Source organism: Geodermatophilus sp. SYSU D00691 (assembly GCF_054050275.1).
In genome coordinates this window covers 204732-230631 of the sequence record NZ_JBJGYZ010000003.1, presented here as the reverse complement: position 1 = coordinate 230631, position 25900 = coordinate 204732, and the positions used below count along the sequence as shown (strand labels likewise).

Annotated in this window: 24 protein-coding genes; 12 read left to right on the top strand and 12 right to left on the bottom strand. The window is 74.6% G+C overall.

Annotated elements, in window-relative coordinates; genetic code table 11:
• Positions 1 to 124 precede the first annotated feature (124 nt).
• The 11 genes from ACI797_RS03775 to ACI797_RS03725 all read left to right on the top strand — a co-directional run bounded on the left by ACI797_RS03775 (position 125) and on the right by ACI797_RS03725 (position 11167).
• Positions 125 to 1105 carry a flagellar motor switch protein FliM gene (locus tag ACI797_RS03775; protein WP_456857172.1) on the top strand — a complete coding sequence of 327 codons (981 nt, stop codon included), beginning with the start codon at positions 125 to 127 and terminating at the stop codon, positions 1103 to 1105.
• Positions 1102 to 1842 carry a flagellar motor switch protein FliN gene (fliN, locus tag ACI797_RS03770; RefSeq protein WP_456540780.1) on the top strand — a complete coding sequence of 247 codons (741 nt, stop codon included), beginning with the start codon at positions 1102 to 1104 and terminating at the stop codon, positions 1840 to 1842. The genes ACI797_RS03775 and fliN overlap by 4 nt, the downstream gene beginning before the upstream one ends.
• 13 nt (positions 1843 to 1855) lie before the next feature.
• The gene (locus ACI797_RS03765) at positions 1856 to 2293 is read left to right on the top strand and encodes a FliO/MopB family protein (protein ID WP_456857171.1); all 438 of its coding nucleotides are present in this window, start codon (positions 1856 to 1858) and stop codon (positions 2291 to 2293) included.
• A complete protein-coding gene (gene fliP, locus ACI797_RS03760) occupies positions 2290 to 3138 on the top strand; it encodes a flagellar type III secretion system pore protein FliP (RefSeq protein ID WP_456857170.1) in 849 nt (282 codons plus the stop codon). The genes ACI797_RS03765 and fliP overlap by 4 nt, the downstream gene beginning before the upstream one ends.
• Before the next feature lie 4 nt (positions 3139 to 3142).
• Positions 3143 to 3418: a flagellar biosynthesis protein FliQ gene (gene fliQ, locus ACI797_RS03755; RefSeq protein WP_456857169.1), complete on the top strand. Its 276-nt coding sequence runs from the start codon at positions 3143 to 3145 to the stop codon at positions 3416 to 3418.
• Between the two features lie 7 nt (positions 3419 to 3425).
• A complete protein-coding gene (gene fliR, locus ACI797_RS03750) occupies positions 3426 to 4193 on the top strand; it encodes a flagellar biosynthetic protein FliR (protein ID WP_456857168.1) in 768 nt (255 codons plus the stop codon).
• 3 nt (positions 4194 to 4196) lie between these two features.
• Complete coding sequence (locus ACI797_RS03745; protein WP_456857167.1) at positions 4197 to 5339, top strand: EscU/YscU/HrcU family type III secretion system export apparatus switch protein; 1143 nt, start codon at positions 4197 to 4199, stop codon at positions 5337 to 5339.
• A gap of 53 nt (positions 5340 to 5392) precedes the next feature.
• Complete coding sequence (gene flhA / locus ACI797_RS03740) at positions 5393 to 7423, top strand: flagellar biosynthesis protein FlhA (RefSeq protein ID WP_456857175.1); 2031 nt, start codon at positions 5393 to 5395, stop codon at positions 7421 to 7423.
• Complete coding sequence (locus tag ACI797_RS03735; RefSeq protein WP_456857166.1) at positions 7404 to 9848, top strand: hypothetical protein; 2445 nt, start codon at positions 7404 to 7406, stop codon at positions 9846 to 9848. Before flhA ends, ACI797_RS03735 begins: the two co-directional genes overlap by 20 nt.
• The gene (locus ACI797_RS03730; protein WP_456857165.1) at positions 9845 to 10075 is read left to right on the top strand and encodes a hypothetical protein; all 231 of its coding nucleotides are present in this window, start codon (positions 9845 to 9847) and stop codon (positions 10073 to 10075) included. The genes ACI797_RS03735 and ACI797_RS03730 overlap by 4 nt, the downstream gene beginning before the upstream one ends.
• 171 nt (positions 10076 to 10246) lie before the next feature.
• A complete protein-coding gene (locus ACI797_RS03725; RefSeq protein ID WP_456857164.1) occupies positions 10247 to 11167 on the top strand; it encodes a type IV toxin-antitoxin system AbiEi family antitoxin domain-containing protein in 921 nt (306 codons plus the stop codon).
• 72 nt (positions 11168 to 11239) lie between these two features.
• On the opposite strand, the gene ACI797_RS03720 is transcribed toward ACI797_RS03725, so the two are convergent.
• The 4 genes from ACI797_RS03720 to ACI797_RS03705 form a co-directional block, all read right to left on the bottom strand.
• Positions 11240 to 12535 (bottom strand): PhoH family protein, encoded by a 1296-nt coding sequence (locus ACI797_RS03720; protein WP_456857163.1) that lies wholly within the window; start codon positions 12533 to 12535, stop codon positions 11240 to 11242.
• Positions 12536 to 12925: 390 nt separating this feature from the next.
• Positions 12926 to 13306, bottom strand: a complete 381-nt coding sequence (locus ACI797_RS03715) for a hypothetical protein (RefSeq protein WP_456857162.1) — start codon at positions 13304 to 13306, stop codon at positions 12926 to 12928.
• A gap of 5 nt (positions 13307 to 13311) precedes the next feature.
• Entirely contained in the window at positions 13312 to 14517 is a 1206-nt protein-coding gene (locus ACI797_RS03710) for a DUF885 domain-containing protein (RefSeq protein ID WP_456857161.1), read from the bottom strand.
• Between the two features lie 13 nt (positions 14518 to 14530).
• Complete coding sequence (locus ACI797_RS03705) at positions 14531 to 15397, bottom strand: isoprenyl transferase (protein ID WP_456857160.1); 867 nt, start codon at positions 15395 to 15397, stop codon at positions 14531 to 14533.
• A gap of 47 nt (positions 15398 to 15444) precedes the next feature.
• Between ACI797_RS03705 and trhA the strand changes: the two genes are divergently transcribed.
• Positions 15445 to 16257, top strand: a complete 813-nt coding sequence (gene trhA, locus ACI797_RS03700) for a PAQR family membrane homeostasis protein TrhA (protein WP_456857159.1) — start codon at positions 15445 to 15447, stop codon at positions 16255 to 16257.
• An 88-nt stretch (positions 16258 to 16345) separates the two neighbouring features.
• Here the strand turns inward: trhA and ACI797_RS03695 are convergent, their stop codons facing one another.
• From ACI797_RS03695 to ACI797_RS03660, 8 genes are all read right to left on the bottom strand, one after another.
• Positions 16346 to 17587, bottom strand: a complete 1242-nt coding sequence (locus ACI797_RS03695; RefSeq protein ID WP_456857158.1) for a geranylgeranyl reductase family protein — start codon at positions 17585 to 17587, stop codon at positions 16346 to 16348.
• Between the two features lie 29 nt (positions 17588 to 17616).
• A complete protein-coding gene (locus ACI797_RS03690; protein WP_456857157.1) occupies positions 17617 to 18276 on the bottom strand; it encodes a maleylpyruvate isomerase N-terminal domain-containing protein in 660 nt (219 codons plus the stop codon).
• 19 nt (positions 18277 to 18295) lie between these two features.
• Positions 18296 to 18784 (bottom strand): nitroreductase/quinone reductase family protein, encoded by a 489-nt coding sequence (locus tag ACI797_RS03685; protein ID WP_456857156.1) that lies wholly within the window; start codon positions 18782 to 18784, stop codon positions 18296 to 18298.
• Between the two features lie 65 nt (positions 18785 to 18849).
• Positions 18850 to 19449: a hypothetical protein gene (locus ACI797_RS03680; protein WP_456857155.1), complete on the bottom strand. Its 600-nt coding sequence runs from the start codon at positions 19447 to 19449 to the stop codon at positions 18850 to 18852.
• 57 nt (positions 19450 to 19506) lie between these two features.
• Entirely contained in the window at positions 19507 to 21501 is a 1995-nt protein-coding gene (locus ACI797_RS03675; protein ID WP_456857154.1) for a thioredoxin domain-containing protein, read from the bottom strand.
• A gap of 68 nt (positions 21502 to 21569) precedes the next feature.
• On the bottom strand, positions 21570 to 22934 hold the full coding sequence (locus ACI797_RS03670; protein ID WP_456857153.1) for a DJ-1/PfpI family protein: 1365 nt from the start codon (positions 22932 to 22934) through the stop codon (positions 21570 to 21572).
• 26 nt (positions 22935 to 22960) lie between these two features.
• Positions 22961 to 24076, bottom strand: a complete 1116-nt coding sequence (locus tag ACI797_RS03665; RefSeq protein ID WP_456857152.1) for a flavin-containing monooxygenase — start codon at positions 24074 to 24076, stop codon at positions 22961 to 22963.
• Positions 24073 to 25809, bottom strand: coding sequence for a multicopper oxidase domain-containing protein (locus tag ACI797_RS03660; RefSeq protein ID WP_456857151.1), 1737 nt, complete (start codon positions 25807 to 25809; stop codon positions 24073 to 24075). Before ACI797_RS03660 ends, ACI797_RS03665 begins: the two co-directional genes overlap by 4 nt.
• Positions 25810 to 25900 lie beyond the last annotated feature (91 nt).

Sequence of the window (25900 nt, the reverse complement as noted above, 5' to 3'; positions counted from 1 at the left end):
CCCGGGCCCCGGGACTGGCACTTCGCGCACATGCCGGTCCCAGCAGTCACAGCTCTCCCGCGGGACGACGGCAACTCCCGACAGCCCGTCAGGGTGACCACCACCCCCGCCGATGAGGGGGGACGTGACCCGACCCGAGACCGGTGCCGCCCCCGGGGCTGTGGCCCCCGGCGGCCCCTCGTCCCAGGCCTTCGGCTCACGCGGCAAGCGGCACGCCCCCCGCACGTACGACTTCCGCCGGCCGACGAAGCTCTCCCGCGAGCACGTCCGCGTCCTGCAGATCGCGCAGGAGGCGTTCGCCCGCCAGGCCACCACGCACCTGACCTCGATGCTGCGCGCCGGCGCCCGGCTCGAGCTCGACGGCATCGAGCAGTTCTCCTACGACGACTACGTCGCGACGCTGCCCGAGCCCGTCTTCATCGCGACCTTCACCATCGAGCCGCTGGCCGGCAAGGGGATGCTCGCCTACCCGCTCGACATGGCGATGGCCACCGTCGACCACATGCTCGGCGGGTCCGGCACGGCGGAGCAGCCCAACCGGCCGATGACCGGCATGGAGAGCGCGATCCACGGGCACCTCCTCGACCGCCTGCTGCACGAGTTCGCCGCCTCGTTCGCGCCGGTCACGACCGTGCACCCCGAGGTCGACAGCATCGAGTACAACCCGCAGCTGGCCCAGGCCGCGGCCGGTTCGGACACGGTCATGGTCGCCTCCTTCACGATGGCCATCGGCCAGCGCGAGGGCAAGGCCACCCTGGTGCTGCCGTTCTCCTCGTTCGCGCACGCGCTGAACAACGCCGCCTCGCCGCAGCTGTCGGAGTCGGCGCTGCGCAAGCGCAAGCGCGCCGCCGAGGCCCTCGCCGCGCGGCTGAACCTCGTCCCGGTCGACGTGAGCGTCCGCTTCGCGCCGCTGACCGTCTCCTCCGAGGACCTGCTCTCGCTGGCGGTCGGTGACGTGCTGCTGCTGCGGCACCCGCGCGACAGCCCGCTCGAGGTCACCACCAACGACGCCGTCTTCGCCTACGCGATCGCCAGCAACCACCGCCGCCGGCTGTCGGCCGCGATCGTCCCCACCCCCGCTGCATCCGTGAAGGACTCCGCATGAGCGCGCCCCGCACCGCCGAGCACTCCGACACCGAGACCGTCACCGCGGTGGTCTCGGCGGCCGCGCGTGCCGCGGCCGCGCTGGTGCCGGCGACCAGCGAGCTGGTCCCCGGCCTGCCGGTCAGCGACCCGGACACCGTCCCGCTCCCGCCGGCCGCCGCGTCGGCGATCGCCGCCGGGCTCTCCGGCGAGGTCAGCGGGGACGTCGTCCTGGTCGTCTCGGCCGACGTCGTGGAGGCCCTGTCCAACTCCCCCGTCGGCAAGCTGGACGTCGCCGCCGCCCTGCGTCCCGCGCTGGAGGCCGCCGCCGCCACCCTCGGCCGCGTCCGCGTCGCCTCGGAGCGGGTCGAGGAGCCGGTCGCCGCCCTGGACGGGCTGCGCGACAAGGGCATGTTCGTCGCCGTCCCCCTGCTGGCCGACGGCGAGCACCAGGCCACCTTCGCGCTCCAGGTCGACCTCCCGCGGCCGGCGGCCGCGCCCGGCGGCTCGCGCAGCCTCGACCTGCTGCGGCACGTGGCGATGGAGGTCACCGTCGAGATCGGCCGCACCCGCATGACCGTGCAGGAGCTGCTCTCGCTGCACCCCGGTGAGGTGGTCGAGCTCGACCGCGCCGCGAGCGCGCCGGCCGACCTGCTGGTCAACGGCACCCTGATCGCCCGGGGCGAGGTCGTCGTCGTCGACGAGGACTTCGGCCTGCGGATCAGCGAGATCGTCACCGACGCGGCCGAAGCCTTCTGAGCGGGCGCCCGACATGACGTGGATGGTCATCAGGCTGGTCCTGTCGCTGGCGTTCGTCGGCCTCGTCCTGTGGTTCGCCGCGCGGGTGGCCCGGAAGCGCGGGCTGGGCTCGGGCAACGGCATCATCGAGGTCGTCGCCCGCCAGCGCATGGGCCGGTCGAGCACGGTCAACGTGGTGCGCATCGGCGACGTCTGCCTCGTCGTCGGGGCGACCGAGGAGCAGGTCACCCTGCTCGCCGAGGTCGACCCCGGGACCGTCGAGGCCGCGCGCGCCGCGCAGTCTCCCCGGCCCGCCCCGGCCCCGGCCGAGGACGGGGGCCGGGAGCTCGCCCCGGCGCCGGTGGTCGCGGCGCGGGCGTCGTCCGGCGCGATGGCCGGCAGCGTGTTCGACCGCAACGGCTGGGGCAGCTTCGTCCAGGAGCTGCGCGAGAAGACGGTCCGGCGCTCGTGAGCACCCCGGGCACCCTGGCTGCCCGGCGCCCGCTGGTCACGCGACGCCGGCTGGCGCTGGTCCTGCTGCTGACGCTGGCCGCCGTGGTGGTCGCGCTGCTGGTGGCCGGGCCGGCGCACGCCGCGCCGACCGCACCGACCGCACCCACCGCCCCGGTCGACCCCGCCGCGCCGGCCGTGGACGGCGGCGTCGACATCTCCGTCGGCGGCGGCAGCCCGAGCACCTCGATCACCCTGATCCTCGCCATCACGGTGCTCTCGGTGGCGCCGTCGGTGCTGCTGCTGTGCACCTCGTTCACCAAGATCGTCGTCGTCCTGTCGCTGGTGCGGAACGCGCTGGGCCTGGCCCAGTCACCGCCCAACCAGGTGATGACCGGCATCGCCCTGTTCCTCACGCTCTTCGTGATGGGGCCGGTGTTCTCCGACATCAACGACGTCGCCGTCCAGCCCTACCTGGACGGGCAGATCGGCGTGAGCCAGGCCTACGACGCCGGCAGCGTCCCGCTGCGGGAGTTCCTGCTGGCCAACACCCGCGAGGATGAGCTGCAGCTGATGATCGGGCTCTCCGGCGAGGAGGCCCCGGCCTCCCCGGAGGAGGTCAGCATGACCACCCTCATCCCGGCCTTCGTCCTCTCCGAGCTCAAGAGCGCCTTCATCATCGGGCTGGTCGTCTTCATCCCGTTCCTGGTGCTGGACATGCTGGTCAGCGCCGCGCTCATGTCGATGGGCATGATGATGGTGCCGCCCTCGATCGTGGCGCTGCCCTTCAAGCTCCTGCTGTTCGTCGTCGTCGACGGCTGGGCCCTGGTCACCACGGCGCTCGTTCACTCGTACGGATCGGGGTAGCGCCGTGACCGACGCTCAGATCACCGAGATCGCGGTCGCGACGATGGCGATGGCCGCCAAGGTCTCGGCGCCCGTGCTGCTGACCGCGCTGCTGGTGGGCTTCGCCATCTCGCTGTTCCAGGCCGCGACGCAGATCCAGGAGCAGACGCTGACCTTCGTGCCCAAGATCATCGCGGTCTCCATCGCCCTGCTGGTGACCGGGAACTGGGTGCTGGCGGAGATGGTCTCGTTCACCCAGGGCCTGTTCGACATGCTCCCGAGCCTGCTCGGGCAGACCTGAGGCAGCCATGGACCTGACGGTCCCCGCGGTCACCCTGGCCGGCCTGCTGCTGGCCACCGCCCGCGCGGCTGGTTTCGTGCTGCTCGCCCCGCCGTTCAGCTCCAGCGGCGTCCCGGCGGCGGTCAAGGGCGCGCTCGCCCTCGCGCTGTCGGTCGCGCTGCTGCACCTGGTGACGCCCGGCCTCCCCGCGACGATCACCCCGGGGTTCCTGGTCGTCGCCGCGGTCACCGAGGTGGCCATCGGCGCCGGCCTGGGCTTCGTCGTCCAGCTGCTGTTCTCCGCGGTGCAGCTGGCGGGCAACATCATCGACCTGACCGGTGGTTTCTCCCTCCAGCCGGCCTACGACCCCCTGTCGCTGTCGATGAACAGCACGATCGGGCGCCTGCACTACATGCTGGCCACCGCGCTGCTGTTCACCAGCGGGGGGCACCTGCTGCTCGTCCGCGGCTTCGCCACCTCCTACGAGGGCCTGCCCGTCGGCGGGGACGTGCCCGCCGAGCAGCTGGCGCAGGTGCTGATGACGGCGCTGTCGATGATGTTCCTGGCCGCCATCCAGATCGCCGGCCCGATGGTCGCCGTCCTGCTGCTCGCCGACGTGGCGCTGGCCCTGCTCAACCGCGCCGCGCCGTCGCTGAACATCTTCGCGCTCAACTTCCCGCTGAAGATCTTCCTCACGCTGATGATGCTGGCGCTGAGCTTCCCGCTGCTGCCGGCCGCCGTGGACACGCTGCTCGAGCACGCCGCCCGCGCCGTCGTGTCGCTGAAGAGCGGGTGACCCGTGGCCAAGGACGGACCGGGTGGTGAGAAGACGGAGAAGCCGACTCCCAAGCGCCTGAAGGAGGCGCGCAAGGAGGGGCAGGTCGCCCGCACCCCCGAACTGGGGACGTGGGCCGGGGTCGCGGCGGCGAGCGTCCTGCTGCCCATGCTCGTCGAGAACACGTTCACCGAGGTCCGCGCCCTCTTCGTGCACGTGGGCGCGGTGGCCGACGACCCGGAGGTCGAGGCGATCGGCGCGCTGCTGGGCGAGTCGCTCACGGTCTTCCTCACCACGATCCTGCCGCTGGCGCTGAGCCTGCTGCTGGTGGGCGTGGCGTCCTCGGCCGCCCAGGGCGGCATCTTCTTCGCCACCAAGTCGATCAAGCCGAGCTTCAAGAAGATGAACCCGCTCAAGGGGGTCAAGCGGATCTTCGGCGTCCACGGGTGGTGGGAGGCCGCGAAGGCGCTGATCAAGACCGCCGTCCTGGGCGCCGTCGTCTACACCCTCAGCGACCGGGTGACCGGCCTGGTCTCGGCGTCGGGCGCCATGCCGCTGTCGACCGTGGTGAGCACGTTCACCGACGCCGCCGTGCTGCTGATGCGGTCGGTCGCGGTCACCGGCCTGGTCATCGCCGCCGCCGACTACACGATCGCGCGCATGCGCACGATGAAGCAGCTCAAGATGAGCAAGTACGAGATCGAGCAGGAGCACAAGCAGTCCGAGGGCGACCCGCACGTCAAGGCGCACCGGCGCTCGGTGCAGATGTCGATGTCGCGCAACCGCATGATGAGCGACGTCCGCGAGGCCGACGTCCTGCTGGTCAACCCCACCCACGTCGCGGTCGCCCTCAAGTACGAGCCGGACAAGGGCGCCCCCCGGGTGGTCGCCAAGGGCGCCGACGTGATCGCCGCCAAGCTGCGCGAGATCGCCGCCGAGGCGCGGGTGCCGATGGTCCAGGACGTCCCGCTGGCCCGGGCCCTGCACGCCTCGTGCGAGGTCGGCCAGGAGGTGCCGGCGCAGCTGTTCACCGCGGTCGCCCGCGTGCTCGCCTTCGTCATGCACCTGTCGGCGCGCGGCGTGCGCGGCGGGTTCCACCGGCCCGGGTTCGAGGCGCCGGACGTCGAGGGCCTGCCCCGGGCCGGCCGCCGCCGCGCCGCGGCCTGAGCCGGGGGTACCACTCCCCCTCCGACCCGCCGATGTAGGACGGCGTGAGCACGATGTCCAAGGCCGCCGTCCCGATCGGCGTCGTGGCGATCGTGCTCATGCTCGTCGTCCCGCTGCCCGCGGCGGTGCTGGACCTGCTCATCGGCCTGAACATCACGGCCTCGCTGCTGATCCTGCTCGTCGCGATGCAGATCAAGCGCACGCTGGACTTCGCGATCTTCCCGTCGCTGATCCTGATCGCCACGCTGTTCCGGCTGGCGCTCAACGTCTCCTCGACCCGCCTGGTGCTCACCGACGGCTACGCCGGCCAGGTCATCGAGGCGTTCGGCCACTTCGTCATCGGCGGCTCGCTGATCGTCGGCCTCGTGATCTTCGTGATCCTGACGATCATCCAGTTCGTCGTCATCACGAACGGTGCCGGCCGCGTGGCCGAGGTGGGCGCCCGCTTCACCCTCGACGCCATGCCCGGCAAGCAGATGGCGATCGACGCCGACCTCAACGCCGGGCTGATCGACGAGAAGACCGCCCGCAACCGGCGCGAGGAGGTCACCTCCGAGGCCGACTTCTACGGCTCGATGGACGGTGCCTCGAAGTTCGTCAAGGGCGACGCGATCGCGGCGATCATCATCACGCTGATCAACCTCATCGGCGGCTTCGCGATCGGCGTCATGCAGCTCGGCATGGCCCCCGCCGACGCCGTCACGACCTACTCGCTGCTCTCCGTCGGCGACGGCCTGGTCTCCCAGATCCCGGCGCTGCTGATCTCCACCGCGACCGGCATCATCGTCACCCGCTCGGCGTCGGACGCCGACATGGGCAGCGACCTGCTCAGCCAGCTCGGCCGCTACAAGCAGCCGCTGCGCATCGCCGGTGGCGCGGCGCTGGCGCTCTGCCTCATCCCCGGCCTGCCGAAGCTGCCGTTCCTCGCCGTCGGGGTGCTCTTCCTGGTGATCGCCTCGCGGATCAAGGAAGCCCCGGTCGTCGACCCGGAGGCCGAGGCGCGCGCGGCCGAGAACGAGCCGAAGCCCGACTCCCCCGAGGCCATCGCCGAGAAGATGCGGGTCGACCCGCTCGAGCTCGAGGTCGCCTTCGACCTGGTCGACCTGGTCGACTCCGCCCGCGGCGGCGACCTGCTCGACCGCGTCAAGGCGCTGCGCCGGAAGGTCGCCATGGACACCGGCCTGGTGATCCCGCTGGTGCGCACCCGCGACAACCTCGACCTGCCCTCCTCGCAGTACGTCATCTGGCTCAACGGCGTCCCCGCGGCCAAGGGCATCTCCCCGGCCGGGACCGTCCTGGCCATCGGCGACAACCTCGACGGGCTGCCGGGCAGGGCCACCCGCGAGCCGGTGTTCGGGCTGCCCGCCAAGTGGGTGCCGATCGAGCTGCAGCGGCAGGCCGAGATGGCCGGCGCCACCGTCGTCGACCGCTCCTCGGTCATCACCACCCACCTGGCCGAGGTCGTGCGGCAGAACGCCGCCGACCTGCTGGGCCGGGAGGACGTCAAGCTGCTGGTCGAGATGGTGCGCCGCTCGCACCCGATCGTCGTCGAGGAGCTCACCCCGACGCTGCTCACGCTCGGCGAGATCCAGCGGGTGCTGCACGCGCTGCTCGAGGAGAACGTCTCGATCCGCGACCTGGTGCGCATCTTCGAGGCGCTCTCCCTGCGCGCGAAGACCTCCACCGACCTCGACGGGCTGGTCGAGGCCGCCCGCTCGGCCCTCGGCTCGGCGATCAGCCAGCCCTACGTCACCCCCGACGAGCGGCTGCACGTGATGACCCTGGAGCCGGCCTTCGAGCAGCGGCTGCTGGAGTCGATCCGGCAGACCGACGGCGGCCAGGTGCTCGCCCTCGACGCCGGCACCGTGGACGCCCTCGTCCACGGCTGCTCCGGGATGCTCGAGGAGGCCGAGCGCTCCGGCCTCTCCCCGGTCCTGGTCTGCTCCCCGCAGGTCCGGGCGGCCCTCGCCCGGCTCATCCGCCAGGTCCTGCCCAGGCTGCCGGTGATCTCCTACACCGAGGTCTCCCGGACAGCGCAGATCGAGTCGCTGGGAGTGGTGAGCGGTGCCGTTGCGATCCGTTGAGGCCGCTTCGCGTGACGACGCCATCGCCGCGGCCCGGGAGCAGTTCGGGCCCACGGCGCGCGTCGTCGGCGTCCGGCGGGTGCGCTCGGGTGGCGTGCTGGGCTTCTTCGCGACCGAGCGCTACATCGCCGAGGTCGACCCCGAGGCCCCGGCCGCTTCGACGAGCGTCCCCTCGCCCGCCCGCTCCGCCTCGCTCGACGAGCGGGCCCGCGTCGCCGCCGAGTCGCTCGCGCGGCTGACCGCCCGCACCGCGGACCCGGTCGACGAGCTGGCCGACCTGCTCGGCTCGGACGCGCCCGCCGAGCCGGTGCCCACCTACACGCGCAGCGCCTTCCAGCGCGCCACCACCGAGAGCGTCCGCAGGTCGGCCGTCGTGCCGGCGGCGATGGCGGCGCGGGCCATGCGCACCGGCGGTGCCGAGCCCGCCCGGTCGAGGGTGAAGGACGCGGTGCCCGTGTGGCCGGTGGTGGACGCGGACGACGAGGGAGATGTGGTCCCGGGGACCGGCGCGTCGGCCGCGCCGTCCCCCTTCACGGCCGCGCTGGCGCGCATGGTGTCGGGGGACCGCGAGGTCCGCCAGGCGGTGCAGGAAGCGCTCGCCGAGCCGGCCGGGGAGCAGGGCCAGGACGAGCTCCCGCGGCCGAACTGGGCGTCGGTCGTCCGCGCGGCCGAGAAGTCAGCACAGTCGGGTGCCGAGCACCCGGAGCCGGGTGCGCAGCACCAGGAGGAGGAACCGGTGGACGAGCAGGGCGAGCAGTCCCCCGGGGTGCACCCGATGGTGTCCCCGGCGTGGGCGGCCGAGGCTGCTGCGCCCGAGCCGGCGCCCGAGCCGGCTCCGGCGTCGTCCACCCGCGAGGAGGCGATCGCCGACGTCCTGCGCGCGGCGCTGGCGCAGGGGCAGTCCGACGAGGCGCTCGCCGACCTGCTGCGCACGGTGCTGGCGGGCTCGTCGCCCGCCACCGCCCTGGCCGCCGAGCCGCAGCCGCCCGCCGAGCCGCTGCTGCCCGCCGAGCCGGTCTTCGCCGGCACCGACCTGGGCCCGGGCCACGACGCCGCCGTCCCCGCCGACACGGCCGAGTCGGTGACCGTCACGCTGGACCTGCCGGCCGAGACGCCGGTCGACGAGCCGATCTTCGCCGAGGTCGTGCTGCACGAGCCGGCCCGGCCCGCCGAGCCGGTCGTCGAGGAGCCCGTGGCCGAGCCGGTCGTCCAGGCCGTCGCCGAGCCGGTCGCCGTGGAGCCCGAGCCGGTGGCCGTGGAGCCCGAGCCGGTGGCCGTCGAGCCGGAGCCGGTCGAGGCGCGCGCCGAGCTGCCGATGCCGCCGCTGGCCCGGACGGCCAGCGACCCGGCGCCGATGCCGCTGGACGCCACCACCGTCATGTCCCCGCTGTCGCTGCTGCCGCCGCTGTCGGGGCGGCGCGGCGGACTGCCCCCGGTCCCGCCCGCACCGTCGCGCCCGGCCCCGGCGCCCGCTGCCGCCTCGGCGTCGGCGCGGTCCGTCGAGCCGACGACGGCGCCGATGCCGGCCCCCGCGCCGGCCGCTCCCCTGGCCCGGGTGGTGCGCCTGCCGTTCGCGCCGCTGCCCGACGTCGACCACGTCGGGCCGGCCGAGTCCACCGTCGAGGAGACGCCCGTGCCCCAGTCCTCCGCCGCCCTCCGCTTCGAGGACGTCGCCCCGGCGCCGGTCCGTGCCGCTGCTCCGGTGGCCTCCCCGGCCGCCGACCCGGTCCCGGCCGCCCCGGCTCCGGCTCCGGCCGCGGACGTCGCCGCCCGGCTGACCGCCCTCGGCGTCCCCGCCGGGCTGCTCGGCGACGGTTTCGCCGGCGCGGCCGCGACCTCGGGCACCTACGCCGCGCTGACCTCGGCGCTGGCCGGTGGGCTGCCGGTGGCACCGGCGGTCCCCACCGGCCCCGGTGAGGTGCTGTTCCTCGTCGGGCCGGGCGTGGAGACCCTCCGCGCGGCGCGCTCGCTGTCCGCGACGCTGCGGCTGGACCCCGAGCGGGTGCAGTGGGCGACCCGCGGCGACCTGGCCGCGCTGGCCGCGAAGAGCAGCCGGATCACCACCATCGACGCCGCGATCGAGCGCCGGTCCGACGCCGCCCGCGCCGGCACGATGACGATCGTCGCGGTGGACGCGCCGCTGCGCACCGACGCCTACTGGATGTCGCAGATGCTGGCCATCTGGTCGCCGTCGGCGGTCTGGGCGGTCGTCGAGGCCACCCGCAAGCCCGAGGACCTGGAGCAGTGGCTCGGCGGGCTGCCCCGGGTCGACGCCCTCGTCGTCCAGGACAGCGACCTGTCCGCCGACCCGGCCGCCGTGCTGGCGCGGATCGACACCCCCGTGGCCCTCCTCGACGGCGTCCCGGCGACGCCGCACCGCTGGGCCTCGGTGCTGTGCGAGCGGCTGGAGACGCTCGAGGCATGAGCCCGCTGCGCTGGGACGTCCTGGGGGTGGGCTTCCTGCTGTCGCTGCCGCTGCTGGCGATGTACGTGCGCGGCGACCTCACCGTCGAGGAGATGACCGCTCGCCTGCCCTGGTGCCTGCTGGCCGCCTACCTGGCGGTGGCGCTGCTCCGCTGGGCCAGCAAGCCCCGCACCCCTGCCCCCTCGAGGCGCGCGACCGAGCCGGCCGACCCGACGCCCACCGCCTGACCCGGGCGCGCCCGGCCGCTTCGCCCGCTCTTCTCACGCACCGCCCGCGCTGCAGCACGTGCTGTCCGCGTGGAGAACGGGTGATGCGTGGCGTGTCCACAGCCGCGGTGGCGGTGCACAGGTTCCCGTCGGGCGGTGCCGCGCCGGGCGGGCAGCCGCGAACCTTGCCGCGTGAGGACGGAGCCGCACGAGGACCTGCCCCCGCTGGTGCTGCGACAGACGGCGCTGCGGCAGGGGTTCGTGGACGACGAGATCGCCCGGATGCGCCGACGTGGCGACTGGGTGCCGCTGCAGCGGGGCGCCTACCTCGCCGGCGACCGTCCGCTGAGCCGCCGGGCTCGTCATCTGCTGGTCGTGCACGCGACGCTCGCCGGGCTGCGCACGCCGGCCGTGGTCAGCCACGCCTCCGCCGCCGCCCTGCACGGTCTTCCGTTGTGGGGCGTCCCGCTGACGCAGGTGCACATCACGCGCCGCCCACCGGCGCGCACCGACAGCGGCACCCGGCTCCGCTCGCATGCGGCCAGGCTGGCCGACGAAGACGTCGTGGCGGTCGGGACCGTCCCCGTCACCGCGGTCGCGCGCACGGTCGTGGACCTGGCGCGGACCCTCCCGTTCGCACCGGCCCTCGCGGTCGCCGACGCCGCGCTGCACGCCGGCACCACCACCCCCGACGACCTCCGCCGAGTGCTGGAGGCGACGGCCGGTAGCCGGGGAAGCCGCTCCGCCAGGCGGGTGGTCGAGGCGGCGGACGGGCGGAGCGAGAGCGTCGGGGAGAGCCGCAGCAGAGCGGTGATGATCCAGCTGGGACTGCCGCTGCCCGATCTGCAGGTGGAGGTCCGTCGTCCGGACGGTCTGCTGGTGGGCCGGTGCGACTTCGGCTGGCGGGAAGCCCGACTGCTGGGCGAGTTCGACGGGCGGGTGAAGTACGGCCGGCTGCTGCGACCGGGGCAGTCGCCGGGCGACGCCGTCTTCGAGGAGAAGCGGCGTGAGGACGCCCTGCGCGACGAGGGCTTCGGCATGGTCCGCTGGGTGTGGTCGGAGCTGGACACCCCGGGGCTGCTGGGCCGCCGGGTGATGGCCCGCCTGCGCTGATCGCCCGCTCTTCGCGCGGAGCACCCGCACTGCAGCACGGGCGGAGCGCGCGAAGAGCGGGCGATCAGACCGCTAGAGGGGGAGGTCCTCCAGCATCTCGGTGACCAGCGCGGCGATCGCGGAGCGCTCCGAGCGGGTGAGCGTCACGTGCGCGAACAGCGGGTGGCCCTTGAGGCTTTCCACTACCGCCGTGACGCCGTCGTGCCGGCCGACCCGCAGGTTGTCCCGCTGCGCCACGTCGTGGGTGAGCACCACCCGCGAGCCGCTGCCCAGCCGCGACAGCACGGTGAGCAGGACGCCGCGCTCGAGCGACTGCGCCTCGTCGACGATCACGAACGAGTCGTGCAGCGAGCGACCGCGGATGTGGGTGAGCGGCAGGACCTCGATCAGCTCGCGCGCGGCGATCTCGTCGAGCACGTCCTTGGAGACCAGCGCGCCGAGGGTGTCGTAGACGGCCTGCGCCCAGGGCGACATCTTCTCGCCCTCGCTGCCCGGCAGGTAGCCGAGCTCCTGACCGCCGACGGCGTACAGCGGCCGGAAGATGACCACCTTCTTGTGCGCCCGCCGCTCCATCACCGACTCCAGGCCCGCGCACAGCGCCAGCGCGGACTTGCCGGTGCCGGCCCGCCCGCCGAGGGAGATGATGCCGATCTCCGGGTCGAGCAGCAGGTCCAGCGCCACCCGCTGCTCCGCCGAGCGGCCGTGCAGCCCGAACGCCTCGCGGTCGCCGCGCACCAGCCGCACCTGCTTGTCGGGCGTCACCCGCCCCAGCGCCGAGCCGCGGGAGGACAGCAGCACCAGGCCGGTGTGCGTCGGCAGCTCGGCGGCGCCCGGGACGTAGACCTCGCCGGCCTCGTACAGGGTGTCGAGCTCGGCGTCGTCGAGCGCCAGCTCGGCCATGCCGGTCCAGCCGGCGTCGACGGCGTCCAGGGCCCGGTACTCGTCGGTGTCCAGGCCGACGGCGGCGGCCTTGACCCGCAGCGGCACGTCCTTGGTGATCAGGCAGACGTCGCGCCCCTCGGCCCGCAGGTTGAGCGCCACGACCATGATCCGCGAGTCGTTGCTGTCGTTGCGGAACCCGGCCGGCAACGCCGAGGCGTCGCTGTGGTTGAGCTCGACGTGCAGCGTGCCGCCCGAGTCGCCGACCGGCACCGGGGCGTCGAGCCGGCCGTGGGCCACCCGCAGCTCGTCGAGGATCCGCAGCGCCTGACGGGCGAACCAGCCCAGTTCGGGGTGGTTGCGCTTGTCCTCGAGCTCCCCGATCACGACGAGCGGGAGCACCACGTCGGAGTCGCCGAAGCGCAGCAGCGCCCCGGGGTCGGAGAGGAGGACGGAGGTGTCGAGGACGTACGTGCGGCGAGTACTCACGAGTCGACTCCCCTGGAGCGCGTGCTGCGCCCCGGCTCGAAGGTGACCGGGTCCCGGCGCAGGGGCCGGGCACCGGCCCCCCTGGTCGACGAACTCGTCAGCACCAACCGGGCCTCCCGTGGAGGACGAGGTGTGCTCGCCCTCCACGGAGGACGGTAGGACGGCCCGGTGACAGTTGCGTGACGAGCAGGCGGCGTGTCCCCCCTGCGAGGGAACCACCCGTCCCAGTCGCATCAACTGGACTCGCGGCGGACCTCCCGACGCCGAACCACCAGCCGAGCACCGCCAGCGGCGGTCAGGCAGAGCCCCCGCCACGCCGACCGCCCCGAGCAGCAGCAGGCGCGTGGCCGACATGCGCCCACTGTGCCGCGGCGGTCGCGGACAGCGGCCTCACTCCTCCCGGCGATCCCGGGGCACCTCGGGCAGCCACGGCAGCTCGCGGGTCGGCGGGGTGCGCGGCCGGGGCGGGCGGTCGTCGTGGGCAGGCGGCCAGTCGTCGTGCGCGGGGGGCCACCCGTCGTCCCACCGGTCGTCGTCCCACCGGTCTTCGTGCGGCTCGTCGTCCCACCGGTCGGGGGGACGACGGCGGACGGCGCCGCTCCCCGGCCGCGGGCGGACCGCCACCAGCGCCCAGAGGAGGGGCACCAGCAGCACCGGCCACTGCAGGGTCAGGTCGCCCAGCCAGAGCAGCAGCGCGACCAGGAGCACGAACAGCCACGCCGCCGTCCACAGGCCCAGGGCGCGGGACTGACGGGGGGTGCGCCGAGCCATGCCGGTCAAACGGTCCGCAGCTCGCCGGCGATCCCGGCCGGGGTCAGCGGCTCGTCGAGCAGGCGCAGGAAGCGGTCGGCCACCGGCACGCCCTCCGGGCGGGCGGCCAGCCACCGGGCCAGCAGCTCGAAGCCCTCGACGTAGGTGGAGATGTAGGCCCGCCACAGCGGGTGGGTGAGGAAGCGCAGCTGCTGGGCCGCCCGCTCGGCGCTGACCAGCGACCAGCGCTGGAGGAACGCCGTCACCTCGGCGGCGTCGGCCCCGCGGTCGTGCAGCAGGACGGCGGCGTCCTGGCGGACCCGGTTGAGCGGGGCGGCCGCGGCGGAGATCCGCTCGGCGAGCTCGCCGTCGAGCCGCAGCCCGAGGTCGCCCAGGACCTCCGCGGCCCACGATCCCCAGCCGGTGCCGATCGAGGCCTCGACGCCGAGGTCGGCCAGCCCCTCGGCCATGAGGCACTCGGGGGTGTTGACCAGGAAGACGGTGTGCTCGACCCGGCCGGCCTTGTCGACCAGGCCCTGCTCCTTGCGGCAGTGCTCGGTGTGGTGGCCCGGGTAGGACTCGTGCGCGACCAGGTGCGGCAGCTGCCCGAGTCGGTGCGGCAGGTCGGCGTTGATGGCCACGCGGGAGCGGAAGCCGCCCTCGTAGTAGTTGAAGCCCGACCAGGGCTGGTCGGTGACCACCTCGTAGGCGACGGTCTCCAGCTCGGGCAGCCCGTAGTCGACCCGCACCCGGTCGCGCAGCGCGCTGGACAGCGCGTGCACCGCCGCCTCCAGCCGGTCCGGCGGGCACTCCTCGCGGCGGCGGTGCGCCGCGTAGCGCTCGGCGAGCGGGCCGCTGCCCGGCAGCAGCGTCTCCAGCTCGGCGTGCGCGGCCGCATAGACCGCCGGGTCGCCGAGCTCGACGTCGACCTGGAAGTACGCCGACACCTCCTCGACGAAGCCGACCGGCTCGCCGCTCATCTTCCGGGCGCTGCCCTCCAGGCCGGTCAGCTGGCCGCGCAGGAACGCCGTCCGGTCGTCGGGCAGGTCGGCGGAGTCGAGCTCGCGGAGCAGGTCGCGGGCCCGGTCGCGCAGCTGCTGCGGGGTGGGCGCCGGCTCGTCCTGGACCTCCGCGCGGACGCGCGGGTCACCGGTGTAGGCGTCGACGAAGCCGGCCTCGAGGCGGTCGAACCGCAGGCCCAACCGCACGTACTCCAGGGGGACGTCGACCATGCGCGCGAGTCTGTCAGGAGCCGAAACGGCGGTGTCTCGCGGAGTAGTCGCGCAACGCCCGCAGGAAGTCGACCCGGCGGAAGTCCGGCCAGTAGACGTCGGTGAAGTAGAACTCGGCGTGCGCGGTCTGCCAGAGCAGGAAGCCCGACAGCCGCTGCTCGCCGCTGGTGCGGATGATCAGGTCGGGGTCGGGCTGGCCGCGGGTGTAGAGGTGCTCGGCGATGTGCTCGACGTCGAGCACCTCGACCAGCTCGTCGAGGGACGTGCCGCGCTCGGCGTGCTCGGACAGCAGGGACCGGACGGCGTCGGCGATCTCCCGCCGCCCGCCGTAGCCGACGGCGAGGTTGACCGTCGCGCCCGGCCGGTCGCGGGTCAGCTCCTCGGCCTGCTTGAGGACGGCGACGGTCTCGGCCGGCAGCAGCTCCAGCGCGCCGACCGCGCGCAGGTGCCAGCGGCGGTGGACGGCGGACAGGTCCTCGACGACGCCCTCGATGATCCGCAGCAGCGGGAGCAGCTCCGGGTCGGGGCGGGAGAGGTTGTCGGTGGAGAGCATGAAGATCGTGACGACCCCGACCCCGGCCTCGTCGCACCAGCCCAGGAAGTCGGCGATCGTGTCGGCGCCGCGGCGGTGGCCCTCGCTGACGTCGTCCAGCCCCATGTCGCGCGCCCAGCGGCGGTTGCCGTCGATGATCACGCCCACGTGGCGCGGGATGTCGGCGCCCTCCAGGGCGCGCGCGAGCCGTCGTTCGTACACCCGGGTCAGTGCGTCGCGAACGATCTGGCGCGCCCCCACGGGGGTCACCCTAGGCCCCCGGGCGATCACCCACTCGTACCGCGCCGTACCTGCGCGGATGCCGTCGCCGTCCGTTCCCGAGCTCACAGCCCACTCCTGGTGCCGCATTACCTACGGGTCCGTAACCTCGGGGCATGAGCGCTCTTCCCCCTGACCGCGAGCCCGTCCGGGTCGAGGCCGACGGGGCGGAACTCGAGGCGCCGCGCGCCCAGGCCGTGGCCACCGTCCTCGAGGAGGGCGAGCAGGTCCAGGACGCGTGGACCGCCGCCGACTTCGCCGACGACGACTGGGACCACCCCGACACCCGCCCGCGTCTGCGCGGCTGGCTGCACCTGTTCGCGTTCTTCGGCGCGATCGTCGGCGGCGCCGTCCTCATCCCCCTGGCCTCGGTGCTCGGCGCGCGGGCGGGCTTCTCGGTGGCCGTCTACTCGGTGACCATCTGCGGGCTGTTCGGCGTCAGCGCGCTGTACCACCGGCGCCGCTGGTCACCGCGCGGCTGGAAGATCATGAAGCGGCTCGACCACTCGATGATCTTCCTGTTCATCGCCGGCACCTACACGCCGTTCTCCCTGCTCGCCGTCGACGACCCGACCGGCTACTGGGTGCTGGGCATCGTCTGGGCGGGCGCGCTGGCCGGCGTCACGCTCAAGCTCACCTGGCCGACGGCGCCGCGCTGGGTCGGCGTCCCGCTGTACGTGGCGCTGGGCTGGGTCGCCGTCTTCGTGCTCACCGACATCCTGCACATCGCGGGAGTCGCGTCCCTGGTGCTGCTCGCCGTCGGCGGCGTGCTCTACACGCTCGGCGGGGTGGCGTACGCGCTCAAGAAGCCGAACCCCTGGCCTGGCGTCTTCGGCTACCACGAGGTCTTCCACGCGATGACCATCGTGGCCGCGATCTGCCACTACATCGCGGTGTACTTCGCGATGTACAACTCTCCCTTCATCTGACTCCGTCAGATGAGCGGCCAGGTGCCGTTCCCTGCCCGCCGGCCGCCGTTCCCGTCGCTCCTCGGGGGACCCTCCGGGCCCCCTCTCCTCAGGTCCAGGGCGGGCGGGCGTCGCGCCTGGTCGACCACGCGCCCGCGCGGCGCCAGGTGCGGGCCACCCAGTCGGCGTCCTCGTCGGTCACGAGGTTGCCCATCACCCGCAGGGCCAGCGTCATCAGCGCCCGCGAACGCATGCCGACCGGACCGGCCGCCGGCAGCAGCCGCGGCACGGTGAGCAGCCCGGCCAGCCGGCGGGCGATCGAGAACGCGGTGCCGTAGTTGCGGCGCAGGGTCGCCGGCCACGCCTGCGACCAGTCGGGCTCGTCGAGCAGCGCGGCGAGGTCGCGGCCGGTCTCCAGCCCGTAGTCGATGCCCTCGCCGTTGAGCGGGTTGACGCAGCCGGCCGCGTCGCCGACCAGCGCCCAGTTGCGGCCGGCCACGCCGGAGACGGCGCCGCCCATCGGCAGCAGCGCCGACGCCGGCGCGCGCACCGGCCCGTCGAGCTGCCACTCCTCGCGGCGGCTCTCGGCGTAGACCTCCATCAGCGCCTTGAGCTGCACGCCGGCCGGCCGCTTCGCCGTCGCCAGCGTGCCGACGCCGATGTTGACCTCGCCGTCGCCCAGCGGGAACACCCAGCCGTAGCCCGACAGCAGCTCGCCGTCGACGCCGCGCAGCTCCAGGTGCGAGGAGATCCACTCGTCGTCGCTGCGGCCCGAGCGGACGTAGCCCCGCGCCGCGACGCCGTAGGCGGTCTCCCGGTGCCACTCGCGGCCCAGCACGCGGCCCAGCGGTGAGCGCGCGCCGTCGGCCACGACGAGCCGCCGGCAGCCGATCGTCGTCCGGACGCCGTCTCCGCGGTCGAACACGACGCCGGTGACCCGGTCGCCGTCCCGCTCGACGTCGACCGCCCGCGCCCCCTCGACCGGCACCGCACCGTCGGCGAGGGCGACCTCGCGGATCCGCGCGTCGAGCACCGTCCGCGGGACGGCGCCGCCGTGGTCGGGCAGCGAGCCGCCGGGCCAGGGCAGCAGCAGCTCCTGCCCGAAGCCCGCCGCGCGCAGCCCGCGGTTGCGGCCGCGCTTGCGCACCCAGTCGCCCAGGCCGAGCAGCTCCAGCTCGGCGATCGCGCGCGGGGTCAGCCCGTCGCCGCACGCCTTGTCCCGCGGGAACACCGCGGCGTCGGCCAGGACGACGTCCCGGCCGGCCCGGGCCGCCCACGCGGCAGCGGCGGCGCCGGCCGGCCCCGCGCCCACGACGAGGACGTCGGTCGAGGTCGGCTCGGCGGCGGTCACGCCCCCAGTGTCCCTTGCCGGCGCCCGGGTCAGCCGAGGACCGGCAGTCGGCCGGCCGCGGCGCCGAGCTCCGCGCGGTCGGCCTCGGTCAGCGGCTCCCGTCCCGCCCCGCGCAGGGCGGCGGTGGCGTCGTCCCACCCGGCGGGGAGCGGCCCGCCGAACAGCCCCTCGAACACCCGGCGCACCTCGGCCAGCGGGCCGGCCACCGGGCCGGGCCGGTCGAGGTGCCGGACCAGGTCGAGGTGGTGCACCGTCGCCTCGACCACGAGCGTCGAGGTCAGGTCGGACAGCGTCATCGGCGCGCCCTGGTTGCCGACCAGCTCGCCGGCCGGCACCCGGCCGGCCGCCACGAGCACGGCCGCCGACGCGGTGGCGTACCGGCGGGCCAGGACCTCGATCCCGCCCTGCACCGCGGCGGCGACGCGGACGGCGACCAGGTCGTCGGCCTCCTCCCCCGAGGGTGGCGCGTCCGGCCGCCAGTACGCGACCGCGTCGACCACGGGCGGCCCCTCGACCGGCGTCGCGAGCGCGACCAGCGCACGGTGCGCGTCCTCCACCAGGTGCAGGGCCAGGTCGAGCACCGACCAGCCGGTGCAGCCGGTCGGCCGCCACTGCTCCTCGGGGGTCACCGAGGACAGGACGTCGGCGAGCTCGCCGTAGGCCGCCCGCAGCACCCAGAGCTCGGCCATGCCCCCGAGGGTGGCACGGTCACCGGGACGGCGACGGCTCCAGGACGAAGATCGACCGTTCGCCACCCCGGTCGGCGAAGGTCCGGTACGCCGGCCACAACGACAGCAGACGCGGCCAGTAGCGGTCCGCCTCGGCGGTGGTCGCCGGGCGCGCGGTCACCGGCGAGGAGTGCCGGCCCACGAGGACCCGCGCGTGCGGGTCGGCCCGCAGGTTGAGCACCCAGGGGTTCGTCCGCTCGAAGCCCGGGTTCACGTTGCAGACGACGAGCCGGTCGCCGTCACGGAGGTAGAGCAGCGGCACCGTCCGCCCTCGCCCCGTGCGGCGTCCGGTGGTGGTGAGCAGGAGCACCGGCGCGCTACCGGTCACCGACACCCGGCCACCGGTCCGGCGGTACAGCTCCCGCTGCACCGGCGAGACGACGTGGCCGACAACCCAGACGCCGGTCCGCGTCGCCCCGAGCCGGCGCACCAGGTCCAGCAGGACCGGACGGGTGGGAGCGACGGGCACCAGGGGATCGTCGGCGGTGGTGCGCCGACGGCGCCAGGGACCGACGGCCGTCCCGGTGGGGCCGGTCAGCCCACTTCCGGTCCCCGGGCCCGGACCTCCTCGACCGACGCCATCGCCTCGCGCAGCTCGGTGAGCCAGTCGTCGGTGTGCCGGCCGACCAGCCGCACCGCCCAGGCCAGCGCCTCCGAGCGGGACCGGGCGACACCGGCGTCGACGAGGGTGTCCAGCACCAGCCGCTCGGGCTGCCGCAGCCGGGTCATCACCGGCACCGACAGGTTGGTGAAGACCTCGCGGACGTCCCCGCAGACCGCGCCCCAGGCCACGGAGCGGCCGTAGCGCTCCTGGGCGGCGTCGGCGATGGCCATCCGCTGCTCGCGGGTGTCCTCGCGGAAGCGCGCGATGCGTCCGGCGCGGGCGGCGGCCGCGTCGCCCTCGCCGGCCTCGGGCTCGGGCAGCGTGCCGATCACCGTGATCTCGTCGCGGTCCACGATCAGCTCCACGGGGCCGGTGAACCAGCCGTCGGGCAGCCGTCCGGCGAACCAGCCGGCCACCTCGCCGCGGTCGACCGGCGGACCGGTCTCCGCACCGCGGCCGCGGCCCTTGCCGCCCCAGGCGCGGGCGAACTCGCGGGCGAAGTGCTCTCCGGCGAACCGATGTCCGTGCATGACACCCTCCCTGGCGTCGTTGATTACACGGTTACACGGTAAGCACGACGACGGCGATCAGGAAGACACCATCGCTGCGCTGAGAGCGGACACGTCCGTGACCGGTGCCGAGCAGACGAACCCCTGGCAGACGTAGGCCGCCGGCCGGCCGTCCACGAGCGGCCGGCCGGCCAGCAGCGGGACGCCCGGGGCGTCGGGCTCGCCCACGACGACGACCGCGCCGGGACTGGCCGAGGCCCGGGCCGCGGCGGCCAGCTCGTCGCGCGCCGGGCCCGCCGGGCCGCTCACCGCCACCTCCAGCGGGCCGGCGAGCAGCGCCTCACCGACCGCCGCCGCCCAGCCCGCCGCGCGCGGCGCCCGCTCGACGAGCTGCGCCAGCAGCGCGAGCGCGGCCTCCCCGACCTCTCGGTGCCGCGGGGCGCCGGCCAGCGCGCCGTAGGTGACGGCCGCGCCGGCCGCCGCCGCGATGCCGCTCGGGGTGGGACCGTCCCCGGGGTCGAACGGCCGGTGCACCAGCGCCTCGGCGTCGGCCGCCGTGTCGTGCCAGCCGTCTGCGTCCACGAACTGGTCGACCACGACGTCGAGCAGATCCCCGGCCAGCTCCAGCCACCGGCCTTCCCCGGTCGCCTGGTGCAGCGCGAGCAGCCCCTCGGCCAGGTCGCCGTAGTCCTCGAGCACGCCGGCCGGTGCCCCCGCGACGCCTCCCCGGGACACCCGCCGCAGCCGGCCGCCGACCAGGTGCACGTCGGCGAGCAGCTCGGCCGCGCGCCGGGCGGCGGCCAGCGACTCCCCCGCGCCGGTCAGCACGCCGTGCTCGGCGAGGGCGGCGAGGGCCAGTCCGTTCCAGGCGGTCACCACCTTGTCGTCGCGGGCCGGCTGGGGTCGCCTGCCCCGCGCCTCGAGCAGCCGACGCCGGACCTCGGCCAGGCGAGCGGGGTCGTCGGGGTCGCGGAGCAGCTGCAGGGTGGACGAGCCGTGCTCGAAGGTGCCGGCGGCGGTCACCTCGAACACCCCGGCGGCCCACCGGCCGTCGTCCTCGCCCAGCACGTCGACCAGCTGGTCCGGCGTCCAGACGTAGGTCAGCCCCTCCACGCCGTCGGTGTCGGCGTCCAGCGCCGAGGCGAACCCGCCCTCGGGCGTGGCCAGGTCGCGCAGCAGGAAGGCGGCGGTGTCGTCGGCGACCCGCCGGGCCCAGTCCGCACCCGTGGCGCGCCACAGGTGCAGGTAGACCCGCAGCAGCAGGGCGTTGTCGTAGAGCATCTTCTCGAAGTGCGGCACGACCCAGCCGGCGTCGACCGAGTAGCGGGCGAAGCCGCCGGCGAGCTGGTCGTACACGCCCCCGCGGGCCATCGCCTCGAGGGTGCGGCTGGCCATGTGCAGCGCCCGCTCGTCGCCGGTCCGCGCGGAGTGCCGGAGCAGGAACTCCAGCACCATGGACGGCGGGAACTTCGGCGCCCCCTCGAACCCGCCGGCGCGCGCGTCGAAGCTGCGCCCGAGCGCGTCCACCGCCCGGTCGAGCAGCTCGGCCGAGAGCGGCCCCGGCTCCAGCTGCAGCCGGCCCGCGATCGCGGCGGCGACCCGGCCACCGGCCGCCTCGACGTCGTCGCGCCTGCTGCGCCACGCGTCGGCCATGGCGGCGAGGACCTGCCGGAAGGCGGGCATGCCGTGGGCGGGGCGGGGCGGGAAGTAGGTGCCGCAGTAGAACGGCCGGCCGTCGGGGGTGGCGAAGACGGTCATCGGCCAGCCGCCGTGCCCGGTCAGCGCCTGGGTGGCGGTCATGTAGACGTTGTCGACGTCCGGCCGCTCCTCGCGGTCGACCTTGACGCAGACGAAGTCGGCGTTCATCTGCGCCGCGGTGGCGTCGTCCTCGAACGACTCGTGGGCCATCACGTGGCACCAGTGGCAGGCCGCGTAACCGATGGAGATCAGCAGCGGGACGTCGCGCCGCCGGGCCTCGGCGAACGCCTCCTCGCCCCACTCCCGCCAGTCGACGGGGTTGTCGGCGTGCTGGAGCAGGTACGGGCTGGTGGCACCGGCCAGGCGGTTGGGCATGGCTCCACCCTCCCGCGCGTGGGCGCCCGCAACATCCTCCCGTCGCGCGGTCAGGGGGGCGGGGTGCCTCAGCGCCCGGCCCGGGCGAGCCGTTTGGGCCGGGCGGTCACGACCGGCGCGGTCAGCCCGATCGCGCCGCGCATGGCGCGCGGCAGCGGCGGGATGCGGGCGTAGTCGATGCCGCCCCAGGGCGGTTGCGGGTCGTAGTCGACCGCCCGCTGCACCCGGCGGGCGGTGGCCTCGTCGGTCAGGCGGGCGGCGAGGTGCAGGGCCATGTGGATGCCGGCCGACACCCCGGCGGACATGACCAGGTTGCCGTCCTCGACCCATCTGCGCTGCTGGTACGTGGCGCCCAGGCTCTCGAGGATCCCGGAGTAGAACCAGTTGGTCGTGGCCTGGCGCCCCTCGAGCAGCCCGACCGCGCCGAGGATCAACGAGCCCGTGCAGACCGACGTGACCAGGTCCGCGGACGCGGCCGTGGAGCGCACGTAGTCGCGGACCAGCGGGTCGCTCATGGCACGGATGGTGGGCATCGCGCCGCCGGGCACGAGCACGATCGCCGGGTGGGGGACCTCCTCGAACGTCCGGTCGGGGACCACCCGCACACCGGCGTCGGTGGGCACCGGCTCGCGGCGGGCCCACACGGTGACGGTGCGGTGGCCCGGAGCGAACCGCTGCAGCATGGTCAGCACCTGTAGCGGCCCGACCAGGTCCAGCACGGTCAGCCCCGGGTAGAGCACGAAGGCGATGAGCCGCTCGTCGCCCGCGCCGGGGTCCGCCACAGGCTGGCCCGGCCCGCGCAGCATCCGGGCCAGTTCGTCGTCGCCAGGGTCCGACCCCACCCGGCCGAACGGTGGCTGCGGGTCGTACTCCCCGAACAGCTGGGCCAGCCGGGCGACCGCGTGGCCGCGCAGCCGGGCCAGCAGCGTCAGCGTCATGTCCATCCCCGCCGTGCCGCCGGCGGCGGTGTGCAGCCGGCCGTCGGCCAGCCACCGGTCGGCGGCGGGGATGGCGCCGAGCTCGGCCAGCGGCTCGGCGTACGCCCAGTGGACGGCCGCCCGCTTGCCGTGCAACAGGTCGGCGGCCGCCAGGACGAGCGCCCCGTTGCCGGTGGAGCCCACGACCTCCGCCCCGGCGGCGGTCGAGCGGACGTAGGACAGCAGCCGCTCGTCCTCCATCGCGGTGAGGGTGCTCGCGCCACCGCCGGGCACGATCACCGCCCACGGATCCGGCACGTCGTCGAAGGTGGCGGCCGGCAGCAGGTGCAGCGGTGTGTCGGTGGATAGCTCCTCGACACGCTCGCCGACCACGACGGTCCGGTACCGCGCACCCCCGATGCCGGGGGTCTTCAGCACGGTGAGCGGGCCGATGAGGTCCAGGGGCGTCACCCCCGGGTGGACGGCGAACGCGAGGACCTTCTCGGCGCTGGGCATGGCGGTCTCCTCCCGCTGGTCGGCGGTCAGGTCGGGACGTCGTCCGGGGCGGCCCGCGCATCGGGCGCACCGCGCGGTCCGGGTACCCGGACGCTGCTCGTCGCGGCGGCGCGCACCACGTGGGCGGCGTCGTCGGCGACGAAGCCCAGCAGCGCCGAGCCGCGGGTGTGCTGCCAGGACAGCCCGAGGAAGTACAGCCCCGGGACGTCGGTGACGCCACGGCGATGGACGACGCGGCCGTCGCGGAGCACGCCCGGGACGTCGATCCAGGAGTAGTCGGGCCGGTAGCCGGTCGCCCAGACGATGACGCCGACCTCCCGGCTGGTGCCGTCGGCGAACCGGACCGTGCGGCCGGCGGCGTCGGCCAGCCGCGGCCGGAACCGGACGCCGGCCCGCCGTAGGCGGCGCCGGCTGCTGCCGATGAGGAACTCGCCGCGGGTCTGCATCCGGCGGCCGAGCCGGGAGCCGGCGGTCACCCGCAGCAGGCGCAGCCTCGTCAGCCACCAGAACAGGTCGCGGCGGAGCAGCCGCTGCGGCAGCGCCGGGTAGGCCGAGCCGACCGACAGCTCCACCGGCCGGGTCGCGGCCAGTTCCTCGGCGATCTGGAAGCCGGAGTTGCCGCCGCCGACGACCAGCACGGGGCCTGCGGGCAGGGCGTCGGGGCTGCGGTAGGCGGCGCTGTGCAGCTGGGTCACCGAGCCGTCCAGCCCGGCGGCCAGCGGGGGGACGAACGGGGTCTGGAAGGGTCCGGTGGCCACGACGACCTGCCGAGCCGTGTACGTCCGCTCGGCGGTGCCGACGCTGAATCCGGTGTCGGTGCGCTGCAGCCGTGTGACCCGGGCGTTCAGCTCCACGGGCAGGTGGAAGGCGGCGGCGTAGTCGCGCAGGTAGTGGGCGACCGCCTCCTTGCCCGGGTACGTGCCGGCCGCTGCCGGGAACGGCAGGCCCGGCAGCGCGTCGTGCTCGGCCGGGGTGAACAGCCGCAGCGACTCCCACCGGGTGCGCCAAGCGTGCGCGAGCTCCTCCGCCGCCTCCAGGACGAGGAAGCGGAACCCCTGCTCGCGCAGGTGCCAGGCGGCGGCCAGGCCGGCCTCCCCCCCCCCCACGACGACGACGTCGTACGGCTCGACCGGGGCGGTCACGGGGCCGCCGCCCGGTCCACGGTGAAGCTGAACATCATCCCGGAGTGCATGTGCTCGGCGATGTGGCAGTGCGCCATCCACAGGCCGGGGTTGGTGACGTCGAGCAGCAGGTCGACGGTCTGCCCGGTCGGGATCAGCACGGTGTCCTTCCACACCAGGTTGGGCTCTGCGGCCCCGTCCCGGGCGAGGACGAGGAAGCGGCCGGCGCCGTGGATGTGGAACGGGTGGTGCATGGGATGGTCCGAGTCCATCTCGTTGACCAGCCGGATCTTCACCCGCTGCCCGACGGTGAACCGCCAGTCGACCGGCAGCCCGGCGCCGCCGGCGGTGCGGTCCAGCAGCTTCCAGCGCATCGTCTCCGCCGTGGTGGCCCGGTTCAGGTCCGCCATCTCGTCCTCCCACTCGATCCCGTCGGAGGTGGCGGAGGCGGGGTGGTGGGCGTGCGCGTGGCCCGCGTCGTGACCGTGCCCCGTGCCGTGGCCGCTGGAACCGCCGGCGTCGGGCGCCGTCGCCATCAACTTCATGCCGCACTGCGGGCAGCGCCCGGGCTCGTCGCTGACCACGTCCGGGTGCATCGGGCAGGCGTACGTCGTCGCCGGTGCGGTCGCCATGAGCTTCATCCCGCACTCCGGACAGCGCCCCGGCTGATCACCGACCACCTCGGGGTGCATCGGGCAGGCGTAGGTCACCGGCCCGGCCGCTGCCTGGGCGTTCGGGTCGTCCATCTCCGCGACGACGGCGAGGATCTTGTCCGGCGGCGCGGCCAGCCACCCGTCGAGCTGCTCCCGCTCGGCGGCCAGCTCCGGCGCGGTGCGCAGCACCGCGAACTGCTCGGCCAGCGGCGGCTCGGCGACCTCGCCGGTGACGGTGATCGCCGCCAGCCGGTAGGTCCGGTTCGGGGTGCGGTGCTCCAGCCCGAACTCCCCCGGCCGGTCGAAGAGCACGTCGAGGACCGCCCGCTCGGAGGGGGCCAGCACCACGTCGTCGACGAACTCCTCGCGCTCCACGCGCCCGCTGTCCCCGCCCACGTGCTTCATCCGGACCCCGGGGACCGTGACCCGGAAGACGCGGGTGTTGGCGGTGTTGACCAGCCACAGCCGGACGACCTCACCGGTCCTCGCGGTGAACGCCGGGGCGGTCTCTCCGCCGGTGAGCATCACGTTGCCGTAGCGACCCATCGCCGCGTAGTTGGTCTCGGTGCGGCTGAAGGGGGCGACGGCGCCGTCCTCGAGGAGCAGGTCGTCGAGCGTGAGCACGACGTCGCGGTGCGCCGGCGGCCAGTAGCCCGGCTCGGCCGGCTCGACCAGGATGCTGCCGTAGAGCCCCAGTTCCTGGGTCACGTCCTCCCGGATGTGCGGGTGGTACCAGTACAGGCCCGGGTCGGGGAACTGGATGCGGTAGGTGAACTCGCCGCCGGGTGGGATCGGCGCCTGGGTCTCGTGGGGCACGCCGTCGAAGCGGTTCTCCAGCCGCAGCCCGTGCCAGTGCACCGTGGTGTCGAGATCGGTGCCGTTCGTCACGTGCACGACGAGCTCCGAACCCTGCCGGACCCTCAACGTGGGGCCGGGGATCGAACCGTTGTAGCCGAGCATCCGCACGGTGGTGTCGCCCAGCCGCTTGGCGACCGGACCGGGGCGCAGCCTGAACTCGTCGCCGTCGTCGAGCTCGAGGACCTCCGGACTCGTGGCCTCGGGCAGGCCGGTGGTGTCGGTGGAGAAGAGGGTGGTGTCCACGGATCGACCTCCTGTTCGGCTGTGGAGATGCGCGGGGAGCCGTGGCAGGGCCACCGAGCGCGTGCCCCGGGGACGTCATCTGCGCGGGCCG